General features: G+C 61.3%; 18 protein-coding genes. 9 read left to right on the top strand and 9 right to left on the bottom strand.

Translation table 11 applies throughout. From position 1 onward, the window contains the following. The first annotated feature begins 246 nt into the window (after positions 1-246). Positions 247-1,299 (top strand): PorP/SprF family type IX secretion system membrane protein, encoded by a 1,053-nt coding sequence (locus tag K3G63_RS15080; RefSeq protein WP_220614913.1) that lies wholly within the window; start codon positions 247-249, stop codon positions 1,297-1,299. A 68-nt stretch (positions 1,300-1,367) separates the two neighbouring features. Continuing rightward, entirely contained in the window at positions 1,368-2,624 is a 1,257-nt protein-coding gene (locus K3G63_RS15075) for an SUMF1/EgtB/PvdO family nonheme iron enzyme (RefSeq protein ID WP_220614912.1), read from the top strand. Positions 2,625-2,910: 286 nt separating this feature from the next. Here the strand turns inward: K3G63_RS15075 and K3G63_RS15070 are convergent, their stop codons facing one another. Then, positions 2,911-3,639: a ComF family protein gene (locus tag K3G63_RS15070; RefSeq protein WP_259404453.1), complete on the bottom strand. Its 729-nt coding sequence runs from the start codon at positions 3,637-3,639 to the stop codon at positions 2,911-2,913. A 203-nt stretch (positions 3,640-3,842) separates the two neighbouring features. Between K3G63_RS15070 and K3G63_RS15065 the strand changes: the two genes are divergently transcribed. The 3 genes from K3G63_RS15065 to K3G63_RS15055 all read left to right on the top strand — a co-directional run bounded on the left by K3G63_RS15065 (position 3,843) and on the right by K3G63_RS15055 (position 5,461). Further along, complete coding sequence (locus K3G63_RS15065; protein ID WP_220614911.1) at positions 3,843-4,220, top strand: carboxymuconolactone decarboxylase family protein; 378 nt, start codon at positions 3,843-3,845, stop codon at positions 4,218-4,220. A gap of 2 nt (positions 4,221-4,222) precedes the next feature. Further along, the gene (locus K3G63_RS15060; protein WP_220614910.1) at positions 4,223-4,579 is read left to right on the top strand and encodes a hypothetical protein; all 357 of its coding nucleotides are present in this window, start codon (positions 4,223-4,225) and stop codon (positions 4,577-4,579) included. 111 nt (positions 4,580-4,690) lie between these two features. Continuing rightward, on the top strand, positions 4,691-5,461 hold the full coding sequence (locus tag K3G63_RS15055; RefSeq protein ID WP_220614909.1) for an exodeoxyribonuclease III: 771 nt from the start codon (positions 4,691-4,693) through the stop codon (positions 5,459-5,461). A gap of 95 nt (positions 5,462-5,556) precedes the next feature. Here K3G63_RS15055 and K3G63_RS15050 read toward each other — a convergent pair whose 3' ends face one another. The 6 genes from K3G63_RS15050 to thrA form a co-directional block, all read right to left on the bottom strand. Beyond that, positions 5,557-6,837 (bottom strand): NAD(P)/FAD-dependent oxidoreductase, encoded by a 1,281-nt coding sequence (locus K3G63_RS15050; protein WP_220614908.1) that lies wholly within the window; start codon positions 6,835-6,837, stop codon positions 5,557-5,559. Between the two features lie 67 nt (positions 6,838-6,904). Continuing rightward, on the bottom strand, positions 6,905-7,705 hold the full coding sequence (locus K3G63_RS15045; RefSeq protein ID WP_220614907.1) for a toxin-antitoxin system YwqK family antitoxin: 801 nt from the start codon (positions 7,703-7,705) through the stop codon (positions 6,905-6,907). Between the two features lie 66 nt (positions 7,706-7,771). Next, positions 7,772-8,449 (bottom strand): DUF3365 domain-containing protein, encoded by a 678-nt coding sequence (locus K3G63_RS15040; RefSeq protein WP_220614906.1) that lies wholly within the window; start codon positions 8,447-8,449, stop codon positions 7,772-7,774. A gap of 131 nt (positions 8,450-8,580) precedes the next feature. Beyond that, the gene (gene thrC / locus K3G63_RS15035; protein WP_220614905.1) at positions 8,581-9,885 is read right to left on the bottom strand and encodes a threonine synthase; all 1,305 of its coding nucleotides are present in this window, start codon (positions 9,883-9,885) and stop codon (positions 8,581-8,583) included. Between the two features lie 119 nt (positions 9,886-10,004). Next, on the bottom strand, positions 10,005-10,967 hold the full coding sequence (locus tag K3G63_RS15030) for a homoserine kinase (protein ID WP_220614904.1): 963 nt from the start codon (positions 10,965-10,967) through the stop codon (positions 10,005-10,007). Positions 10,968-11,020: 53 nt separating this feature from the next. Continuing rightward, a complete protein-coding gene (gene thrA, locus K3G63_RS15025) occupies positions 11,021-13,480 on the bottom strand; it encodes a bifunctional aspartate kinase/homoserine dehydrogenase I (RefSeq protein ID WP_259404452.1) in 2,460 nt (819 codons plus the stop codon). 466 nt (positions 13,481-13,946) lie between these two features. On the opposite strand from thrA, the gene prfA reads away from it, so the two are divergent. The 4 genes from prfA (at position 13,947) to K3G63_RS15005 (ending at position 17,792) form a co-directional block, all read left to right on the top strand. After that, positions 13,947-15,017: a peptide chain release factor 1 gene (gene prfA / locus K3G63_RS15020; RefSeq protein WP_220614903.1), complete on the top strand. Its 1,071-nt coding sequence runs from the start codon at positions 13,947-13,949 to the stop codon at positions 15,015-15,017. A 127-nt stretch (positions 15,018-15,144) separates the two neighbouring features. Beyond that, the gene (locus tag K3G63_RS15015) at positions 15,145-16,671 is read left to right on the top strand and encodes a hypothetical protein (RefSeq protein WP_220614902.1); all 1,527 of its coding nucleotides are present in this window, start codon (positions 15,145-15,147) and stop codon (positions 16,669-16,671) included. Positions 16,672-16,679: 8 nt separating this feature from the next. Continuing rightward, a complete protein-coding gene (locus K3G63_RS15010; RefSeq protein ID WP_220614901.1) occupies positions 16,680-17,102 on the top strand; it encodes a secondary thiamine-phosphate synthase enzyme YjbQ in 423 nt (140 codons plus the stop codon). Between the two features lie 99 nt (positions 17,103-17,201). Continuing rightward, positions 17,202-17,792, top strand: a complete 591-nt coding sequence (locus tag K3G63_RS15005; protein WP_220614900.1) for a hypothetical protein — start codon at positions 17,202-17,204, stop codon at positions 17,790-17,792. A 68-nt stretch (positions 17,793-17,860) separates the two neighbouring features. Here K3G63_RS15005 and K3G63_RS15000 read toward each other — a convergent pair whose 3' ends face one another. Further along, positions 17,861-18,442, bottom strand: coding sequence for a hypothetical protein (locus K3G63_RS15000; protein WP_220614899.1), 582 nt, complete (start codon positions 18,440-18,442; stop codon positions 17,861-17,863). Then, entirely contained in the window at positions 18,435-19,982 is a 1,548-nt protein-coding gene (gpmI, locus tag K3G63_RS14995) for a 2,3-bisphosphoglycerate-independent phosphoglycerate mutase (protein WP_220614898.1), read from the bottom strand. Before gpmI ends, K3G63_RS15000 begins: the two co-directional genes overlap by 8 nt. Between the last annotated feature and the right edge of the window lie 109 nt (positions 19,983-20,091).

The following is a 20,091-nucleotide window of genomic DNA, read 5'->3' as shown; positions in this document are numbered from 1 at the left end:
AGAGAAAAAAAGAGAAGCGAAGAAGAGGCCAGAGGCACCAGAATCCAATCGGCACGAGCTAGGCAAAAGTAGTGCGAAACCCTGCCAGCCGAGGAAAAGACCCAAAAAAACGATAAGGTTGAGTTTCTTAACGCTGCTGCCCCCAGGGCTGGTGCCACAAGTCAGGAAAGAAAATCCCATTTTAGACCTCCGGACGCCGCGCCCTGCGTACCAAAACCGGGGCTTCTACCGTTAGGATTCGTGCTTATGCTGCTGCTCCGCCCCCCGTACCTGTCTACAATTCAGCGCTTCCGCCGCGGAATACTGGCCGCCAGTCTGGTAGTAGGTGTGTGCAGCTTGGGGCAGGCGCAGGATCTGTACTTTGCCCAGCCCTACGCCAACCGGCTGCAACTCAACCCGGCCTTCGCTGGCCTGCTCGACGACTACAGCATCACGCTCAGCTACCGCAACCAGTTTCCGACGCTAGCGGGTACTTTTCAAAGCAGCCAGCTGGCCGCCGACTACCGCTTCCAGAATCAGCACAGCGCTGCGGGCCTGCTGGTTAACTACGACCGGACCGGGGGTATTGGCTACACCCGTTTTCAGGCCGGGGGCGTGTATGCCCACCACCTGCGCCTCACTGAGCAGCTGGGCCTAAGCGGCGGAGTATCGGTCAGCTACGGACTACAGCGCGTGAGCTACGGTAACCTGATTTTCGGCGACCAGCTTTCCGATGAAGGGGTTACGCGTGATTTTAGTTTGGAAGTAGCAGACTATAAACCAGTGCACTACGTTACGGCTAGTGTGGGCGGGCTGCTCTACGCCAACCGGTTCTGGCTGGGCGCGGCGGCCCACCACCTAAACCAACCCGATCTGGCTTTTGTCTCGCAGGCTACCCTGCCGCTGCGGCTCAACCTGCAGGCGGGCTACAAACACTACTTCGTGCAGGCTACTACTAAAGGAGAAACCCGCGAAATCAGCTTGTCGCCAACGGTAAGCTACGCCCGGCAAGGCGGCTCACAGCGGGCCGAAGCCGGACTGTACTTTACCGCGACGCCGCTCACGGTAGGGGCCGTGTACCGGGGCGTGCCGTTGCCGGGGGCGCCCAAGCCTCAACAGGTTCTCACGGCCGTGGCGGGCGTAGCAGTTGGTAGTTTTCGGCTCGGTTATAGCTACGATGTGAGCCTCAGTCAGTTCAGCCGTGATTTAGGAGGAGCGCATGAAATTTCTTTGGCCCTTCGGGAGTTTGATTCGCTGGAAGCCGCCTGGCGCCGGCTGAAACGACGGAATTACCCGTCAATTCCTTGCCCCGCCTTTTGATTTTTTGTATTATTGCAGCCGACTTGCCTTGTCTAAACGCTTTTCTCACAGGTAGTTTCAACTTGATCATGAATTTTTCCAAGTACCTGCGCTTTGCTGTAGTAGGAGCCTGCGCGCTGGCCGCCTGTAAGGGGGGGCCTCCTACCGCCACCAAACCCGGTAAGTACAGCTCCACTACGGGTATTGAGTACAATACCGAGGAGGGCATGAAGGTGTCTGATTACCAAGGCATCCCGGAAGGTCCCGGTCTGGTATTCATCGAAGGTGGCCGCACCGTGCTAGGCTCCGCCGAAGAAGATGTAGCCATGACGCACGACAACATCGAGCGTACGGTTACGCTGGCTTCCTTCTACATGGACGAAGCCGAGGTAGCGAACATCCACTGGTTGGAATACCTGCACTTCGTACGCAAAGACTCGGCTGAGGAGTTTTATCAGTCGGCTCTGCCTGACACTACCGTATGGGCCCGCGAGCTGTCGTTCAACGACCCCTACGTAGACTACTACCTGCGTTACCCTGGCTTCCGTTACTTCCCTGTGGTAGGCGTGAGCTGGTTGCAGGCCAATGACTACTGCACCTGGCGCACGGCAAAAGTAAACGAGCGCCTGGCCGGTGAAGGCGACGAGGGCGACAGCGGCAGCAAAGGTGGCGGCTTGTTCGGCCGGAAGAAAAATAAAGGTGGCGACGCCGCTGAAGGTACTTCCGATGACGGTGGCAAAGCCAAAATTGCCATTGAAAATGGCAACACCCTGCCCAACTACCGCCTGCCCACGGAGGCTGAGTGGGAGTACGCCGCGCAGGCCCTCATCGGTACGCAGGAAACGGGCAACGAAAACCAGGAAAACAAGCGTATCTACCCCTGGGATGGCCGCCAAGTGCGGAACGCCTATGGCAAGGGCATGGGCCAGTTCCTGGCGAACTTCAAGCGCGGCCGTGGCGACTACGCCGGTATTGCCGGTTCGCTCAACGACGGCGCCATGATTACGGAGTACATCTACAACTACCCACCCAACGACTACGGCCTGTACAATATGTCGGGTAACGTGAACGAGTGGGTGCAAGACATCTATCGTCCGCTTTCTTACGAGGACGTGGAAGACCTGAACCCCTTCCGCCGCAACGGCTTCCTCGACCCCTCGGAGAAGTACGACAAGAAAGGCTATCAGTCTCTTATCGACGACCACGTTCGTGTGTACAAAGGCGGGTCGTGGCGCGACGTAGCCTACTGGCTCTCTCCTGGTACGCGCCGCTTCATGGCTGAAGACTCGGCTACGGCTACTATCGGTTTCCGCTGTGCCATGATCAACGCCGGCTCGAACAAGTAAGAAGTGCACATTACCGCGAGCCGTATTAGGCTTCCCGGGTTTTGTGAACGACAAACAGAAAGGCCACCTCGCAAGAGGTGGCCTTTCTGTTTGTCGGGGCTGGAGGAGAACAGGGCTTGGCTACCTTACTTAGGTGTTCAAAGTTGTTATCGGTAGTGGCGTTACGTTCCGCCCAGAAGCGGCAGTTTTGGCTACCTCGCTTTTAGCCCATACGGCTCTGGCAGCGCAGGACCTGTGCCAGTCACAAAATCCGTGATACTCCGATAAACTTGGCAGTACTTCCTGCTCAGCGGTCGGCGGTGGCAATAGTAGCAACGCTGACGGCCTTGGCCCCGGCGGCCAGGAGCACGACAGCGCAGGCTTCCAAGGTTGCCCCAGTGGTTAGCACATCGTCCACGATGAGAATCCGGCGTCCGGCTACAGTGGCGGGATCTGCTACTTCAAACACTTCGGCCACGTTTTGCCAGCGCTGCAGGCGGCTCTTGCGTGTTTGTGACTCTGTTTGGGTGAGGCGACGCAGGCCGTGGGCGCTCCAGGGGCAGCCTAGGCTGGCGGCCAAGCCCTCAGCAAAGCTGTCGGCCTGGTTGTAGCCGCGAGAAGCCAGCTTGCGCGCGTGCAACGGAACCGGCAGGATCAGATCAAACTCGGGCCCGAAGCCAGCCTGCGCTAGTTCCTGCCCAAACCAGCGGCCCAGCACCCGGCCTACTTCCTGCTGGCCCCGATACTTGAGCTGGTGCAGCAGGTGCTGGACCCGGCCGTGCTTCTGAAAGCGCAAATAGCTGAAAGCGTGCTGCACGGGTAGCTTCCCCCAGAAGCGACGGGCCAGCGGATTGTCGGCCGGCGGAAGGCGGTGGTAGTCGGTGTAAGGCAACTGAGCCCGGCAGGCGGTGCAGAGGTGGTCCTCACCACGGGCCAGCGGCTCCTGGCAGGCCAAACACACCTGGGGAAACAGTAAGCCGATAAAATCGGCTAGCATAGTGGGCAATACCATAAGGCGGATAAGAGGCGGCTGCATAAGGTAGCGCAGAAGCTGGCCGGCGGAAAACCCGGCGCTGGCGAACTTCTCCCTAATTTTAAGGTTTAAACCCGACTCCCGGAAATTTGCCCTGCCGTCCCGGAGCGAGCTGGTAGTTGAGCTAGCTCGCCCACCCGAAAAGGGCGTAGCGCTGCTACGGGGCGAATTGGGCTATTTATTTACTTCACTCCTTTGTTTCTCCTATGAGCCTCGTCTCCGAATTCAACGAGTACCGCCAGCGCATGAACGAAAAAATCATGGCGGCCGACAACAAGGTCATCAAGCGGTTTTTCAACCTCGACACCAATACCTACCAGGAAGGGGCCCTCAACGTGAAAACCAAGGAGATGCTGGGCCTGGCCTGCTCCATGGTGCTGCGCTGCGACGACTGCATTAAGTATCACCTGGGCAAGTGCTACGAGGAAGGCATCAACGACGAGGAAATCTACGAGGTCTTCGCCATTGCCAACCTGATTGGGGGCAGTATCGTCATTCCGCACTTCCGCCGCGCGGTAGAATACTGGGAGGCCCTGAAGGAGGAAGCTGCCGCCTTGGCTCCGCCCCATTCCCACGACGCCTAGCCATGCTGGACCCCCAGGAAACCGAGGCCCAGTTCGAGCAGCGCTGGTGGGAACTGATGAACCAGATGCGGGAGCGGTTCGGTAAAAAGCCCGACCTGAATGCCCTGTTACTGCTCATTGGCGTGCAAGAGCTAGGGCAGGGCGCGGGCCCATTCACCAAAGAGCAGAAGCAGGACCTGATGCACATTGCCACCTGCCGCCTGTTCAGCCTCTCGGGCTTCTACGAGCTGGAGCGGGTAGATGAGGATGGCTGGCCGCACTACCGCCTGCTACACCCAGTGCCCTTCGCCAACTTGAAGGAGCAGGAGCGTATGCTCAAATGGCACATACTGGAGTACTTTGATTCGCAGGAGGAATAGCAAGCCGGCGGCGTTTTCGGAAGCTACCACCCGGTAGTATTTTCACCTGCTCAAGGGCTGCTATCGTTCGGCCAGGGTAGCAGGAGGGGGCATTGCCATGAATGTATTTGAATGAACATCATTACCTACAACGTCAACGGGCTGCGCTCCGCCCTGAGCAAGGGGCTGGTGGAATGGGTGCAGGAAGCTGACCCGGACGTGCTGTGCCTGCAGGAAATCAAGGCCGGCCGTGAGGCGCTGGATGTGTCGGCGCTAACGGCGCTGGGCTATTACGCCTACCTGCATCCGGCCCAGAAACCCGGCTACAGCGGCGTGGCTACCTTCTCGAAACAGAGGCCTGTAGCTGTAGTGGAAGGCTGCGGCAACCCTCTCTACGACACCGAAGGCCGGGTGCTGCGCCTCGATTTCCCAACTTGCTCGGTGCTGAACGTGTACATGCCCTCGGGTACCAGCGGAGCGGAACGGCAGACTTTTAAGGTAGCATGTCTGCACTTTTTCCGCCAGTACGTGCGGGAGCTGCGGGCGGCCGGTACTGCCCCGCTCATTATTGGGGGCGACTTTAACTGCTGCCAGCGCGAAATTGACCTGCACAACCCCAAGGCCAATCAGCAGAGCCCTGGCTTCACTCCTGAAGAACGCCAGTGGTTCCAGGACTTCCTGGCCGACGGATACGCCGACTCTTTTCGCCACCATCACGGCGATGCTCCCGGCCATTACTCCTGGTGGACCTACCGGGCCGGGGCGCGGGCTCGCAACGTGGGCTGGCGCCTCGACCACTTACTGGTAGACGAAACCCTTCGGCCCCGAATCCGGGAAGCCCACCTGCTCCGCGACGTAGTACACTCCGACCATTGCCCCGCACAGGTAGTGCTAGATGCATAGCCTGCTCCCGTGCTCCTTGACACGCTGGCCCGGCTCCTCTTTGTATTAAAGAGAGCCGGGCCAGCGTGCATTCGGTATTCACACTATTGTGCTGCTCACGCACTCAGAATAGCTTCGGCTACCTCCCGGCCCGAGGCCATAGCGGCATTTAGGGAAGGATAGGCAGTGTGGTCGCCACAACGATAGAGCGTAGCGTGGAGCTTAAGGGCCTGCCGGGCAGGCTGTCCGGCCGGGTACACGGGTAGCGCCTGCGGAATGGTGTAAGTGCGCAGGTGCCGCCACTGGCTGGCCTGGGAGCCAAACCAGGCCGTTAGCTCCTGCAGCAGCCGGCTAGTTAATTCTGCTTCGGGCAGGCCATGTTCGCCGTGGGTACTCACGGATATCAGCTGCTGGCCGGGCGGGGCATACGCAGGAGCTACTTCGCAGGGAAGGGCGACGTTGTGGGCCAGCGCATTAGGTGCGGCGTTGAGGCGCAGCAGCTTATCGGGTTGGGCAGCCGGCGCCGGGGCGGCGAAATAGGTGCAGGTGGTGGAGCGCCAGCGCAGAGGTGGGGTGTTGGCTACGGCAGGTAGCAGCCGGGTTGCGGCTTCTCCATCGGTGGCCACTACCACGGCCGCGGCAGCCAAGGTTTCGCCAGTAGCCAACTCCACGGCCGCGTCGCGGATGGCCACAACCCGGGTGTTGAGTTGGACGGAGCCCGCAGGCAGGCGGGCGGCTAATTGCTCCGGAATCTGCTGCATACCCAGGCTCGGAATAGCGGCGTCGCCTTCTACAAACTGCTTGAATACAAATTCAAAGAAGTTGGCCGCTGTGCTCAGGCTCCGGTCCAGGTACACGCCCCCGAAGAAAGGCTGGAAAAAGTTCTCAATAATCTGCTCACTCCAGCCGTATTCGCGCAGAAACGTAAGCGTATCAAGCGCATTGGTGCTGTGGCGGCTTAGCAGCTGACCGTTGGTAGCGCCGCGCACATGCTGGGCCAGGCTGGCAATGCGTAGCTTGTCGGCCAGCGTTCCCACGCGGGAAGTAAGCGCCGAAAAGGCGGCCGTAGGCTGCTGCAACGGGTTTACCAGCACGGTCTGCTTGCCATCGGGCAGGCGAATAACGGCCCCGGACCGGAATGCGTGGAGCTGTAAGGCCCCATAGTCGAGGAGGTGCTGTACTTCCGGATAGCGGGTTTGCAGCACCTGAAAGCCCCGGTCGAGGCGGAAGCCCTCGGCAGTAACGTCGGTGCGGACCCGGCCTCCAACGGCATCAGCGGCTTCCAGCACAAGCACCGGGCGGCCCGCCCGGTGTAGGTAGCAGGCACAGGTTAAGCCGGCCATGCCAGCGCCAATAATGATAACGGGTGGGGGGGAGGTAGTTGCAGCAGTCGTCATACTCAGCCCAAACTCCGAAACTGCCGGGAAGGTTGGGCTGAGTTTCCTCAGCCCGCTCCAATAGGGTTTACTGAGCTGTTTCGGGCGGGTCGGGCGGGCAACTGGGGCGCTGCACAAACCGCTCTGTCTCGCTGTAACTGTCCAAATCGGTGATGTAAATGCGTGACTGGTCGTAGTAATATCCTGGCACAGCGCGCGTGGAACCCATCCGAAACACTCCCTTCTTGAACGTTTCCTCGGCTAGCACTTTCTGACCGCCAGTAATTTCCTGCACGCGCCAGCGGCCCTCAGGGCGGCCGGTGGCTACCGAACCGCTCACGCGCAACCCCGCGTCGGTGCGGTACCAGGTGCCTTGGCCGTTCTGCACCAGCTGCTGCCCGTCTTCGGTCCAGAATTGCTCAATGCCCAGGGTGCTACCGTTGCCGAAGCTTAGCACCTGGCGCTTCTGCCCCGAGGGGTACCAGTACGCCCAACTGCCTACCTGCTGGCCGCCGCGGTAGTAGCCGCGGGCGGCCAGCTCTCCATTAGGATGGAAAACTTCGAAGGCCCCGTCCTTGCGCCCGCTGCGGTAAGTGCCGGTAAGAGCTAGCTGGGCATTATGCATCCAGAAGTCGCGCACGTAGCCGAAGAAATTGCCGGTGCTGTCGAGGCGGGCGTGCCGGCGGATAGCCGCGCAGCCGGGCGGGCATAATTCGTAGTTGGCGGTGTAGAACAGGGCTACGCTGTCGGTGCCCAGAATTCGATAGGGCTGAGCGTACTTAGCCCGGTTAGGCGTTGCCCCCGGCGCCGGTCCGGGTTGCTGGGCCAGCGCCGCCCTACCCGAGAAGGCCAGTATCCCCACCAGATAAAAGAGTCGAGCTAAATACATAAACTAGAGATACAGTAGTCGTGGAATGCGCAGGATTGCCCGGCGCGGCTTTTACCGAGCCACCGCTTAAAATAGGGAGCGGCGCTTCTTCATCACTTTCCGGGTTTTCATGGTGTAAAACTCCGCCACGCCGGGCCGCTTCAGGCTAACTCGCCACACGCCCATGCTCTGCCCGAGGCGGTAGCCAGTGGCCTGGTCCTGGGGGTAGCGCTGGCGAATCAGGGCATAATCAGCGGCTGCAATATCCTGGCCTACCTTGCCGTGGCAGCGCAGGCACACGTCAGCAGTAAGCACAACCGGGCGCTGGTAAGTAAATTCTTCGGTGCTTGGGCGCGCCACACGCCGGACTGTGTCGGTGGGAGCAAGGTCAGCGGCAGACACGGCCAACCGATGAGTGGGGTTGCGAGGCCGCGGGCTGCCCCAGGTAAGCGTAGCCTGCAAAACGCCCGCCAGCGAGTCAGTGGCCGGCAGGGCGGCGGGACGGCAATAGGGAAGGGCCGCGGCTACCCCGCCGGAGTCCAGCTTGGCCGTTAGCACTTGGCGCAGTTCCCGCTCGGCGGTGCGGGTCAGGGAGTCGCCAGCCCAGCGGGTGGCGCGCAGCAGATCGGCGGGCATGATGCGCTTTACTTGCCAGTTTTCTGCCTCAATGGCCAGCTCCTTGGTGTTGCTGAGGTGGTCGACTTGGTCGGCATTGCAGGCGGAAAGCAGCGGGAGCAGCAAGGCAGCACGAAACACGGGGCGCATGGGCAGGCAGAGATAAAAGGGCGAAAAGGCAAAGGGACGGACTTCTACGGAGTCAACCAAAAGATACTACCAGATGATGTACGGTGCCCCGCCGGAATATGCTTCCTCTACTGTTTTACTTGGTCTGCTGCCTACCCTGCGGCCAGCAGATAGCTACGCAACGCCTCGTACTCGGGTGCCAGCAAGATGCTACGCTTGGGCTGGCCCAGCAGCTCCCGCAGCGTCGTCGGCACGGGCACGGGCTGGCCAGTGGCCGGCTCTACGGCCGCCGGGAATTTCACTGGGTGCGCCGTTTCCAAGAAAATACCGGGCTGCTCCGGGTGCTGCCGTAGGTAGGCCTCCAGGGCGAAAAAGGCCACTGCGCCGTGGGGGTCCAGCAGGTATCCGGCGTGTTGGTATACCCGCTGAATGGTGGCGCTGGTTTCCTCATCCGAAACGGAATACCCCGTGAGCAGGGCCCGGATAGCGGGGTGCTCGTGGCGAAACAGCTCCAGGATACGGCCAAAGTTGCTCGGGTCGCCCACGTCCATGGCGTTGGAAAGCGTGGCTACGGCCGGGCGCGCCGCGTACTGCCCCGTGGTAAGGTAGGCGGGTACGGCCGCGTTGGCGTTGCAGGCCGCCACAAAATGCCGCACCGGCAGCCCTGATACGTAGGCCAGCAGCCCCGCGCAGAGGTTGCCGAAATTACCGCTGGGCACGGCTACCACCGGCGCCTGGCCCGTGGCAGCCAGCGCCTGGGCCACGCCGGTGCAGTAATACACCTGCTGAGGCAACCAGCGGGCGACATTGATAGAGTTGGCCGACGTCAGGCGCCGCCGGGCCAGTAAGTCAGCATCCCGGAAGGCCTGCTTCACCAGCCGCTGGCAGTCGTCGAAGTTGCCCTGCACTTCCAGAGCGGTTACGTTCTGGCCCAGGGCCGTGAGCTGCTGCTCCTGCACCGGGCTCACCCGGCCGGCGGGGTAGAGAATAACCACTTCCACTCCCTCTACCCCTAAAAAGCCGCTGGCCACGGCCCCGCCCGTGTCGCCGGAGGTAGCTACCAGCACCGTCACGGACCGGGTTTCGTGGCGGGAAAAGTAGCCGAGGCAGCGGCTCATGAAGCGGGCCCCTACGTCCTTGAACGCCAGCGTGGGCCCGTGAAACAACTCCAGGGCACTGATGCGCTCGGTAACCGGCACCACCGGGAGTGGAAAGTCCAAGGCCTCGGCGCAGATAGCGCGCAGCTCCGGTGCCGGAATAGCGTTGCCCACGTAGGGTTGCAGCACAGCGTACGCTACTTCGGCGGCGGTCAGGTGGGGTAGCTGCTCTACGAAACCAGTCGGAAAGCGCGGAATGGTTTCGGGGAAGTACAGGCCCCCATCCGGGGCCTGGCCCGCCACAGTAGCGGCGCGAAAATCGGCGGGTTCGGCGCGGCGGTTAAGGCTGTAGTAGCGCATAAAAAGGGAAGGCGAAGAAAAAAGCGGTAGGCCGCGGCGGCAGAACGCCAATTTTGGCTGCTGGGCCGGCGCGCGGGCGTCGGCGGTGAACTGCGAGTAAGCTAGACCGAAGTACGGGGTTAGAGTACGGGGGCCGTACTGGCGCTTTCCACCAGTATCTGGCAGCCCACCGGGTTAATCGTCGTGACGTAGGTGTGGTAGGCCAGACCCAGGCGCTGGTAGGTAGCGTGCATGACGTTTTCCACGGCTCGGGCAGTAGCCTCGTCCTGGCTGAGCATGAACAGCGACGGGCCCGAGCCGGAAATGCCGCCGCCCAGGGCACCGGCTATCCGGCTGCCGTCCTTCACGTCTTGAAAACCCGGAATCAGGATGCTGCGCACAGGTTCCACAATTACGTCTTCCAGGGAGCGGCTAATCAGGCTGTAGTCGTGCTGAAGTAGGCCCGCTACCAGTCCCCCCACGTTGCCCCACTGCCGGATGGCGTCGCGCAGGGGCACTTCCTGCTTGAGAATCCGGCGGGCGTCCGAGGTCTTTACCTCAATTTGGGGGTGCACTACCGTCACGAACAGGGGCGGTGCGTCCAGGGGCACAATGTCGGGCGCCGGCACAGTAGCCCGAATCAGAGTTACGCCGCCATAAATGGCGGGCGCAATGTTGTCGGCGTGGCGTACCCCGGAGGCTACTTCCTCTCCGTACATGGCGTAGTGTACCAGCTCCGGCAGTGTGAAGCGCTGGCCGAGCAGCTGGTTCAACCCCACTACGGCCCCCGCCGCGCTGGCCGCGCTGCTGCCAATGCCGCTGCCCGGCCGAATGGTTTTGCGAATCCGCACTTCTACGCCCACCTCCTCGGGCACGCCCCGAAGCATGGCCAACAGAGCTGCGCCTGCCACATTGCGCGAGGGCTCCGTTGGCAGGCCAAATTCGTCTTCGTGAATGATGGCCACGCCGGGCTGGTCAGTCAGGCGCAGCTGCATGGTGTCGTTGGGCTCGGCTAGCGCAAAGCCCAGCACATCAAACCCACACACCACGTTGGCGACGGTGGCGGGAGCCAGCACGGTGAGGGGAGCAGAGGAAAAAGTCATAGGCTGGAGGACTAGGTAGGAAAACAAGTACGGACGGGGCAGGTAGCTGCGCGCTACGACTGCACCGCCCGCAGAATATCGGCAAATACGCCCGAGGCTGTTACTTCGGCCCCGGCGCCGGCCCCTTTAATGACGAGGGGCTGCTGAGTGTAGCGGTTGGTGTAGAACAGCACCGCGTTGTCCTTGCCCTGCAGGGAATACAAATCGTGGTGGGGAGGTAGGGCCTGGAGGCCCACCCGGGCCTGTCCCGCCGCAAAACTGGCCACAAACCGCAGCTTCTCTCCGTTGGCCGCCGCGGCCTCATACAGAGCCCGGAAGTGGGGCTCGTGCGCCGCCAACTGCTCGTAGAAAGCCGGCACGTCGCCCTCCAGGCAGGAAACGGGCAGGAAGGAGGCATTCTCGACGTCGCTCATTTCCAGGGCGTGGCCGGCCTCGCGGGCCAGAATCAGGATTTTGCGGGCCACGTCTACCCCGGTCAGATCAAGGCGGGGGTCGGGCTCGGTGTAGCCTTCGGCCTGGGCCTGGCGCACCACCTCGGCGAAGGGCCGCGACCCGTCGTAGTGGTTGAACACAAAGTTCAGGGTGCCCGAAAGCACGGCTTCTAGGCGTTGCACCTCGTCGCCGCTGCGCAGCAGGTCGCCTAGCGTCCCGATGACGGGCAGGCCTGCGCCTACGTTGGTTTCAAAGAGAAACTGCGTGTTGAACTCCTGGGCCAAGGCCTTGAGGTGGGCATAGTTCTCGTACTCCGAGGATGCCGCTACCTTGTTGCAGGCTACTACCGCCACGCTACGGGCCAGCAGTCCGGCGTATACCTGCGCTACCTCGGCGCTGGCCGTCACATCCACGAACACGGTGTTGCGCAGATTCAGGGCCAGCAGCTGCTCGGTGAGGGCCGGCAGGCTCAGGGGGGCGCCGGCGGCCAGCGCCGGTTGCCAATTGGTCAAGTCAATACCCTCTTCGGCGAGCACAAACTGCCGGCTGTTGGCCAGGCCCACTACCCGCAGGTTCAGGCGCAGCTTCTCGCGCAGCCAGCGCTGCTGCCGGGCCAGTTGCTCCAGCAGCTTGCCACCTACATTGCCCACGCCGGTAACTACCACGTTTACCTGCCGGGTAGTGGCCTCGAAGAACGTTTCGTGCAGCACGTTGATGGCCTTGCGCACATCCTGCTGCCGGATAACGGTGGAAATGTTCTTCTCCGAGGAGCCCTGGGCAATGGCCCGGATGTTGACCCCATTCTGCCCCAGCGCCCCGAACAGGCGGCCACTGATGCCGGGGTGGTTTTTCATCTGCTCCCCCACCAGCGCCACAATAGCCAGCTCGTCCTCCCGGTACAGCGGATCGAGGCGGCCAGCCCCGATTTCAGCAGCAAACTCGGCATTAGCCGCCTGCTGGGCGCGCGTGGCCTCGGCCGTACTCACGGCCACCGAAATGGAGTGCTCCGAGGAGCTTTGGGTAATGAGAATTACGTTGATTTGCTCCTGGGCCAGGGCGGCAAACAAGCGGCGCGAAAACCCCGGAATGCCCACCATGCCGCTGCCTTCCAGCCGTAGCAACGCCACCGGCCCGATGCTGGAAATGCCCCGCACGATGGCCTGATGGGCCGGCGGGGCCACCTCCACCAGCGTGCCCTCGTCCTGGGGCGCAAACGTGTTCTTGATCCAGAGCGGAATGCCCCGGCGCATAACCGGCTGGATGGTAGGCGGGTATAGCACCTTGGCCCCGAAGTGCGAGAGTTCCATGGCCTCCTGGTAGGAGATGCGCGGAATAGGCCGGGCGGCCCGCACCAGCCGCGGGTCGGCCGTCATCATGCCGCTTACATCGGTCCAGATTTCCAGCTGGCTGGCGCCCAGGGCTCCGGCGAAAATGGCCGCCGTATAATCGGAGCCGCCGCGGCCCAGGGTGGTGGTGCTGCCGTCCGGGGCGGCGGCCACAAAGCCGGGGGCTACGTAGAGTGCTACCTCGGCCCCGTTCACGGCGGCCTGAATCTGGGCATTGGTGGTAGCAAAGTCGACGGCCGCGTGGCCGTAGCGGGCGTCCGTGCGGATCAACTGGCGGCTATCGAGCCACTGGTGGGCCGTGCCCCGCGCTGCCAGCCCCGCCGCTACTATCCGGGAGGAAAGCAGCTCCCCGTAGCTCACCAGCCGGTCCAAGGCCCGCGCCGACAACTCGCCCAGCGCAAAAACGCCGTTGCAGAGGCTTTCCAGTTCGTTACAATGTGTTTTGACGAAGCTTAGCACGCTGCTCTGCCCCGTGAGGGGTAGCAACTCCCGCACCAGGGCTAAGTGGCGGTGCTCCAGCTCCCGCAGCTGCTCCTGGTAACCCACGTCGTTCGTGGCCGCTTGGTGGCCGGCCCGAATCAGGGCGTCCGTCACCCCGCTCAGGGCCGATACTACCACGACTGTTGGGTGCCGCCGGGCAGCGGCTTCCGCCAGCGCCAGCACTTGGCGAATGGTTTCGGCCGTCGCCACCGACGAGCCTCCGAATTTTAGAACCTGCATAGCCTGTAGCGTCATAGGTAGGAACAAGAAAAGGCCCGCGTCGGCCCGGCATCCTAAGTAAGAGGAGTACCGGCGAGGCGGGCGGCGAATACAGTGAGAAGAATGGAGTTCCGCGGCCCGCTTTAGCGGGTTGTAATCACGGTTGTTCCTGTGCCCATCAGCAGGATGGGCAGTGCGCGGGTAGGAGCATAAAAGGCACGAAGCAGGGCCATGAGCGCGGGGTTGATGGCTGCAAAGTAGGAATTTTTTAAAACGATAAGCGTTTAAGATATAAATAATTTAATTTTTGCGGAAGCTACCCTAGCCCGTCATGGCCGGGGTCGGGGCGGGCCCTGGGCTGCTCCTACCCGAGGCCGAATCCAGCGGCCTGGGGCCGTAGCGGAGGCCGGGGCAGCAGCTTTCTACTCAACTACTTTCGCCCTGTTCAAGGTCAGCGGCGTTTCCGTACCTTTGCACTCCCAATACATTTTCTGAAGGCAAGATGCTAGACAAACTGGAGGCCATCCAAAAGCGCTTTGAGGACGTGAGCGAACAGCTTACCCAACCCGAAGCCATGAGCGACATGAAACGCTTCAAGGCCCTCAACAAAGAATACAAGGACCTGAACAAAATCGTGGTCGAGTACAAGGCCTACCAGAATGTGTTGGCCAACATCGACGGCGCGAAGGAGGTTATTGCCACTGAGAAGGACGAGGACTTCCGCCAGATGGCGAAGGACGAGCTGGAAACGCTCTACCCCGAGCAGGAGCGGCTGGAAACCGTCATCAAGGAGCTGCTTATCCCCAAAGACCCCAACGACTCCAAGGACATTATCATGGAAATCCGGGCCGGGGCCGGCGGCGACGAGGCGGCCATCTTCGCCGGCGACTTGCAGCGCATGTACATGCGCTTTGCCGAAAAGCACGGCTGGAAGATGGAGCTGGTGGACGCTACCGAAGGCACTTCGGGCGGCTACAAAGAAATTATTCTGGCCGTGAAGGGCGAAGACGTGTACGGCAAACTCAAGTTCGAGTCGGGGGTGCACCGCGTACAGCGCGTGCCAGCTACCGAAACCCAGGGCCGCATTCACACCTCGGTGGCTTCGGTAGTGGTGATGCCGGAGGCTGAAGAACTGGACGTGGAAATCGACATGAACGACGTGCGCAAGGACCTGTTTATGTCGTCGGGCCCGGGAGGGCAGTCGGTAAACACTACCTATTCGGCTGTGCGCCTTACCCACATTCCTACCGGCATTGTAGCGCAGTGCCAGGATCAGAAGTCGCAGCTCAAGAACTTTGATAAGGCCTTACAGGTACTTCGCTCCCGCCTCTACGAAATTGAGCTGGCCAAAAAGAACGAAGCCGAAGGCGCCGCCCGTAAGAGCATGATTGGCGGCGGCGACCGGTCGGACAAAATTCGCACGTACAACTACCCGCAGGGCCGCGTAACCGACCACCGCATCGGCTACACGGTGTACAACCTGAGCGCCGTGATGGACGGTAGCATTGATGATTTTGTGGAGCAACTGCGCATTGCTGAAAGCGCCGAGCGCCTACAGGAAGGCGTAGCGTAATTTTATTGCCAGCCACTCGTTTGTCATCCTGAGCCGTGCGAAGGTTCTCTGCAGAAGGTAGTTAGTACCAGTAGAGGCCCTTCGCACGGCTCAGGATGACAGCTTTTATGGGTTTCCGTTTCTCTCTATGCGCTTTCTACTCCCGCTGCTTTTGTTGCTTTCAGCCGTTACAGTGCTGCTCCCCGGCTGCGAGCCCAAGGAAGATCTGCTTACAACGGATGGTAGCGCCCGGCTGGAGTTTTCCCTGGACACGGTGAAGTTTGATACTGTGTTCGTGACGATAGGCACGGTAAGCAAGCGCCTATGGGTGTATAACCGCAACCCTCAGGCCGTGAAGGTGTCGGAAATCAGCCTGCAAAACCAGCCTGGCATCACCTACAGCCTGCTCATCAACGGCGACGCCGGATCCGTGGCCCGCGACGTGGAAATCCGGGGCAAAGACAGCCTGCTGGTGCTGGTGCGTGCCACCATTGATCCTACCCCCGGCGACCTGAAGCCCTTTCTGCTGGTCGACGACCTGCGCTTCCGCACTAATGGCAACGACCAGCAGGTAAAAATTGTGAGCTACGGGCAGAACGCCTACTTCCACAACCGTGAGGAGATAACCAAGGATGCGGTGTGGAAGGCCGACAAGCCCCACGTTATTTACGACTACGCCCTGGTGGATTCGGCCGTGACGCTGACCATTGAGCCAGGGGCCCGCATATACAGCCACGCCGGGGCCGCCTTGCTGGTAGGCGGGCAGCTGTTGGTGAACCCTGCCTACCAGCCTACCGGGGAGCTGAAGCCGGACAACCGTAACTTCGTTCGCTTTCAGGGCGACCGGCGCGAGGCCATGTACGCCGATACCCCGGGGCAATGGGCTGGTATCTGGTTTCTGTCCAGCAGCCGCAACAACGTAGTACGCTACGCCGACATCAAGAACAGCGCTTTTGGGCTACTGGTCATCAACCCGCGGGCATTGCGGCCGTTTCCCAGCGTTCGGGTAGAAAATACTACTATTCAGAACATTTCCAGCGCCAAGCAAGCCTTCACCAATGCAGGGCTGGCCATTGGCCTGGAAGGGGCAGCCATCTTGGGCTTGTCGGCCGATTTCACGGTGCGCAACACGCTGCTGGCCAACTGCGAGCAGTACGCCGTGTACGGCGTGCAGGGCGGTATCTATCAGTTCGATTACTGCACTATTGCCAACTACACTACCCAGGCTAACCGGCAAACGCCTACCTTCCTGCTGGCCGATGCCATTGAAGTAAACGGCCAGGCCCGCCCCGCCATTGCCCCGCGCCTGACCATGCGCAACTCCATTGTGTGGGGCAACGCGCGCGATATGGAAGAGCTATCCTTCGTCAATGGGGAGCAGTACGCCGGCAGTATCAGCATCAGCACCAGCGTCCTGCGCACCAAAAAGTACGACAATACCGGGGCGCTGGGGCAGGCTAAGAATGGCAACATCCTCAACCCCGTGGAGGGTCCCACCTATCTGTTCCGCAGTACGCCCTACCGCCCACGCGGCAAAACCTTCGACTACCAGCTGGATACGCTTTCACCGGCCAGCAACCGTGCCGCCGCCCTACCCAGCCCGACGACGGACCTGCTGAACCGCCCGCGCCTGAGTCCGCCGGATATTGGTGCCTACGAGCGAAAAAATCCGTAGTGTAGCCTATGCACTTTATTCAGAAACGCCTGCGCCTGCCGGCCCTGAGCCGGGGCTTTCATTTAATTACCGACTTGCTGGTGGCGGAGCTGCCGGAGCTGGAGCAGCTGCGGGTGGGCACGGCCCACTTCTTTATCCAGCACACCTCCGCCAGCCTGAGCATCAACGAAAATGCGGACCCTACCGTGCGCCACGATTTCGAGCAGTTTTTTAACCGCACGGTGCCCGAAAATGCTCCCTACTTCCGCCACACCCTGGAAGGCCCCGACGATATGCCGGCCCACCTCAAGGCCAGCCTGCTAGGCCACGCCGTGAGTGTGCCCATCAGCAAGGGCGAACTGGCCCTGGGTACCTGGCAGGGTATTTACCTGGGGGAGCACCGCAACCACGGCGGGCGTCGTTGGGTGCTGGCAACGCTGATGGGCGAGTAGGCTCAGCTGACCGGCAACTCACACTATTCAAGCGAAATAACGAGCTATAAGCAGGCCACGGCTCCGAGCTTTGCGTATAGGTCAGAAAATTCGCGTGTTATGTTTGCCGCCCTGGTATCGTTTGCTGCTAAAGTCGTTTCGGCTACCTCGCTCTGCGCCGTGGTACTGCTGAGTGCCAGCCCGCCAGTGGCAGCCGGCACCGGCGAGCCGGCCCGGAAATCGGCCACGCAGCGGCCCAGAATTAGCCGCCCTGCTGCCTCGGCACCCCTGGCTGGTCGCGTAGTGCGGGTGGCACGCCTCACCAATGACTCATTGGCCGGCCAGCCCTTCGGAGAGGAGCCAACGATGCAGGAACTGCTGGCTTCCGGGGCCAAGGTAGTGGCCCGGCGGCCTTTCAAGAATTTGCACGAGGCAGGGCAGGTAGATACTATTCTGCTCGTGCGTCACCAGGGCAACGTGTTCGAGTTCTACCGGGCCCCAGAGAAAGACCTGCTCCGCGACGCTACCATTACCAATTTTCAGCCGGCCTATGGCCGCCGCCTGCGCACTCGCCTGGAGCCCGCCTGCCGAGCCGCCGCCGCTACCTCTGACAAAGTCCGCATCGGCGACACCGAGCGCACCAACTACGTGTCGGTACTCTACCAGAGCGGCCGACTAAGTGCCGTGCGCGTGGAGCCTTACCTAGACTAAAACTTCCCGCTACCACATAAGGCCGCGGGGCGCCCCGCGGCCTTATGCATTGGTCTACTCTGGTCTGCTTACAGCACCCGGGCCTGCACGGCGTAGCGCACCGAGTCGAAGAGCACGAGCTTCTGCACGCCTCGCACGCCGTAGCGCACCACCTGTCCGTTCTGGCACTGCAGGGTTAGGGTTTTGGCGGAGTATACCAGTGGATTATCCTGCGCAACAGTGGCCGTGAGTTCCCGTACGGTAGGGCCCTCGCTGACCACTGTCAGCTGCTCCACCGGGTGCTCGGTGCCGGTCTGCCGGCGGTAGCTGCGGCGGATGAATCCCTGAGGGGTAGTAGCCGAATCAACCAAATACAACCCACGCAGGGCGGGCTTGTTGATGTCGGCCTGCTGGAAAATCTGGAGCTCCTTGGCCCAGTCGGTGGTAGCTACCCGGGTGGTTTCCCGTTGTCCGTCGCGCAGGAGCACCTGCTTTTCCACGGCGGGCCGGCGCTGGTTGAGCAGGGTAGCCTGGGTTTGCAGAAAGCCCAACAGATTGAAGTACGCCGGTTTGCGGTTAGCGGGGTTAGGGCGCACGGTAGCATCCTGTCCCGAGTCACAGGCCGCGAGCAAGACCACGGTAGCTGCCAGCCACCAGCATGGGCTACGCATTCAAAGCAGTTTCGGGGCGCAGCAGGCTCTGGCCGGCCATTACCTCCGGCTGGGGCAAACCCATAAGCTGCAGCACGGTGGGAGCAATATCGCCCAGCTTGCCATCGGACAGGGTGCCGCGGTAGTCGTTAGAAGCCAGAATGCAGGGCACCAGGTTGGTAGTGTGGGCCGTGTTGGGTGTGCCGTCCGGATTGATCATCATATCGGCGTTGCCATGGTCGGCAATGATGATGCAGGCGTAGTCGGAGGCCAGGGCCGCCTCTACCACGCCGCGGGCGCACTCGTCTACGGCTTCGGCGGCTTTCACGGCGGCGGCAAACACGCCGGTGTGGCCCACCATGTCCGTGTTTGCGAAGTTAAGCACCACAAAATCAGCCGACTTGGCTTGTAGTTCCGGAATCAGGGCGTCACGCAGCTCGTAGGCGCTCATTTCGGGTTGCAGGTCGTAGGTTGCTACTTTGGGCGAAGCCCGCATGATGCGCTTCTCGCCCTCGAACTCTACTTCGCGGCCCCCCGAGAAAAAGAACGTTACGTGCGGATACTTCTCCGTCTCGGCAATACGAATCTGGGTTTTGTGGTTGGCTGCCAGCACTTCGCCCAGGGTTTCCTCCAGGTTATCTTTCTCGAAAATGGGCGTGACGCCGGTAAAGGTAGCGTCGTAGTTGGTCATGGTGAGGTAGTGCAGGCTGAGCCGGCGCATCTCAAAGGCGTGGAAATCCTGCTGGGTCAGGGCCTGGGTAATTTCCCGGCCCCGGTCGGTGCGGAAGTTAAAGCAGATAACCACGTCGCCCTCCTTGATAGTGGCCAGCGGCTGCCCGTCGGCCCCTACCTTCACAATAGGCTTCAGGAATTCATCCGTAACGCCCTCCTTGTAGGAGTCCTGCATGCTCTGAATCAGGTTCTGGGAGGGGGTACCCTTGCCGTTTACCAGCAGGTCGTAGGCAATTTTCACCCGCTCCCAGCGGTTGTCGCGGTCCATGGCGTAGTAGCGGCCCACAATGGAGGCTATCTTGCCGCTGGCTCCGCGCTGCAGATGCTGTTCCAGGTCGTTGACGTAGCTGACGCCCCCCTTGGGGTCGGTGTCGCGGCCGTCGGTGAAGGCATGGATGAACACATTGTACACCTCCGCGTCGTGGGCCAGGGTGCACAGAGCTTTCAGGTGCTCGATGTGGGAGTGCACCCCGCCATCGGAGAGCAGGCCCATCAGGTGCACGGGCTTATTATTGAGGCGGGCGTACTCGAAGGCCTTGGCCAGGGCAGGCATGGCCCCCAGCTTCCGCTCCCGGATGGATTTGTTGATCCGCACCAGGTCCTGGTACACCACGCGGCCGGCCCCAATGTTCATGTGGCCTACTTCGGAGTTGCCCATTTGCCCATCGGGCAAACCTACGGCCTCGCCGGAGGCCTGCAGGCGGCTGTGCGGAAAGCGCTGAAACAGTGAGTCGACGAACGGCGTACGCGCCTGATCAATAGCCGATACCTCTTTATTCTGCGCCAGACCCCAGCCGTCCAGAATCACCAACAATACCTGTTTGTTCATGGCAGCAAAGATAGACCAGATGGGCCAAAACGCCCGCATTTTCCTAACTTGGCAGCCAAGCTACCTCGTTGCGGAGCCCAAGCAATAACCAGTAACAGGTTGGCATAGT

Source organism: Hymenobacter sp. HSC-4F20 (assembly GCF_019599275.1).
Taxonomy (GTDB): Bacteria; Bacteroidota; Bacteroidia; order Cytophagales; family Hymenobacteraceae; genus Hymenobacter.
This window is presented reverse-complemented; position numbering and strand designations above follow the sequence as displayed.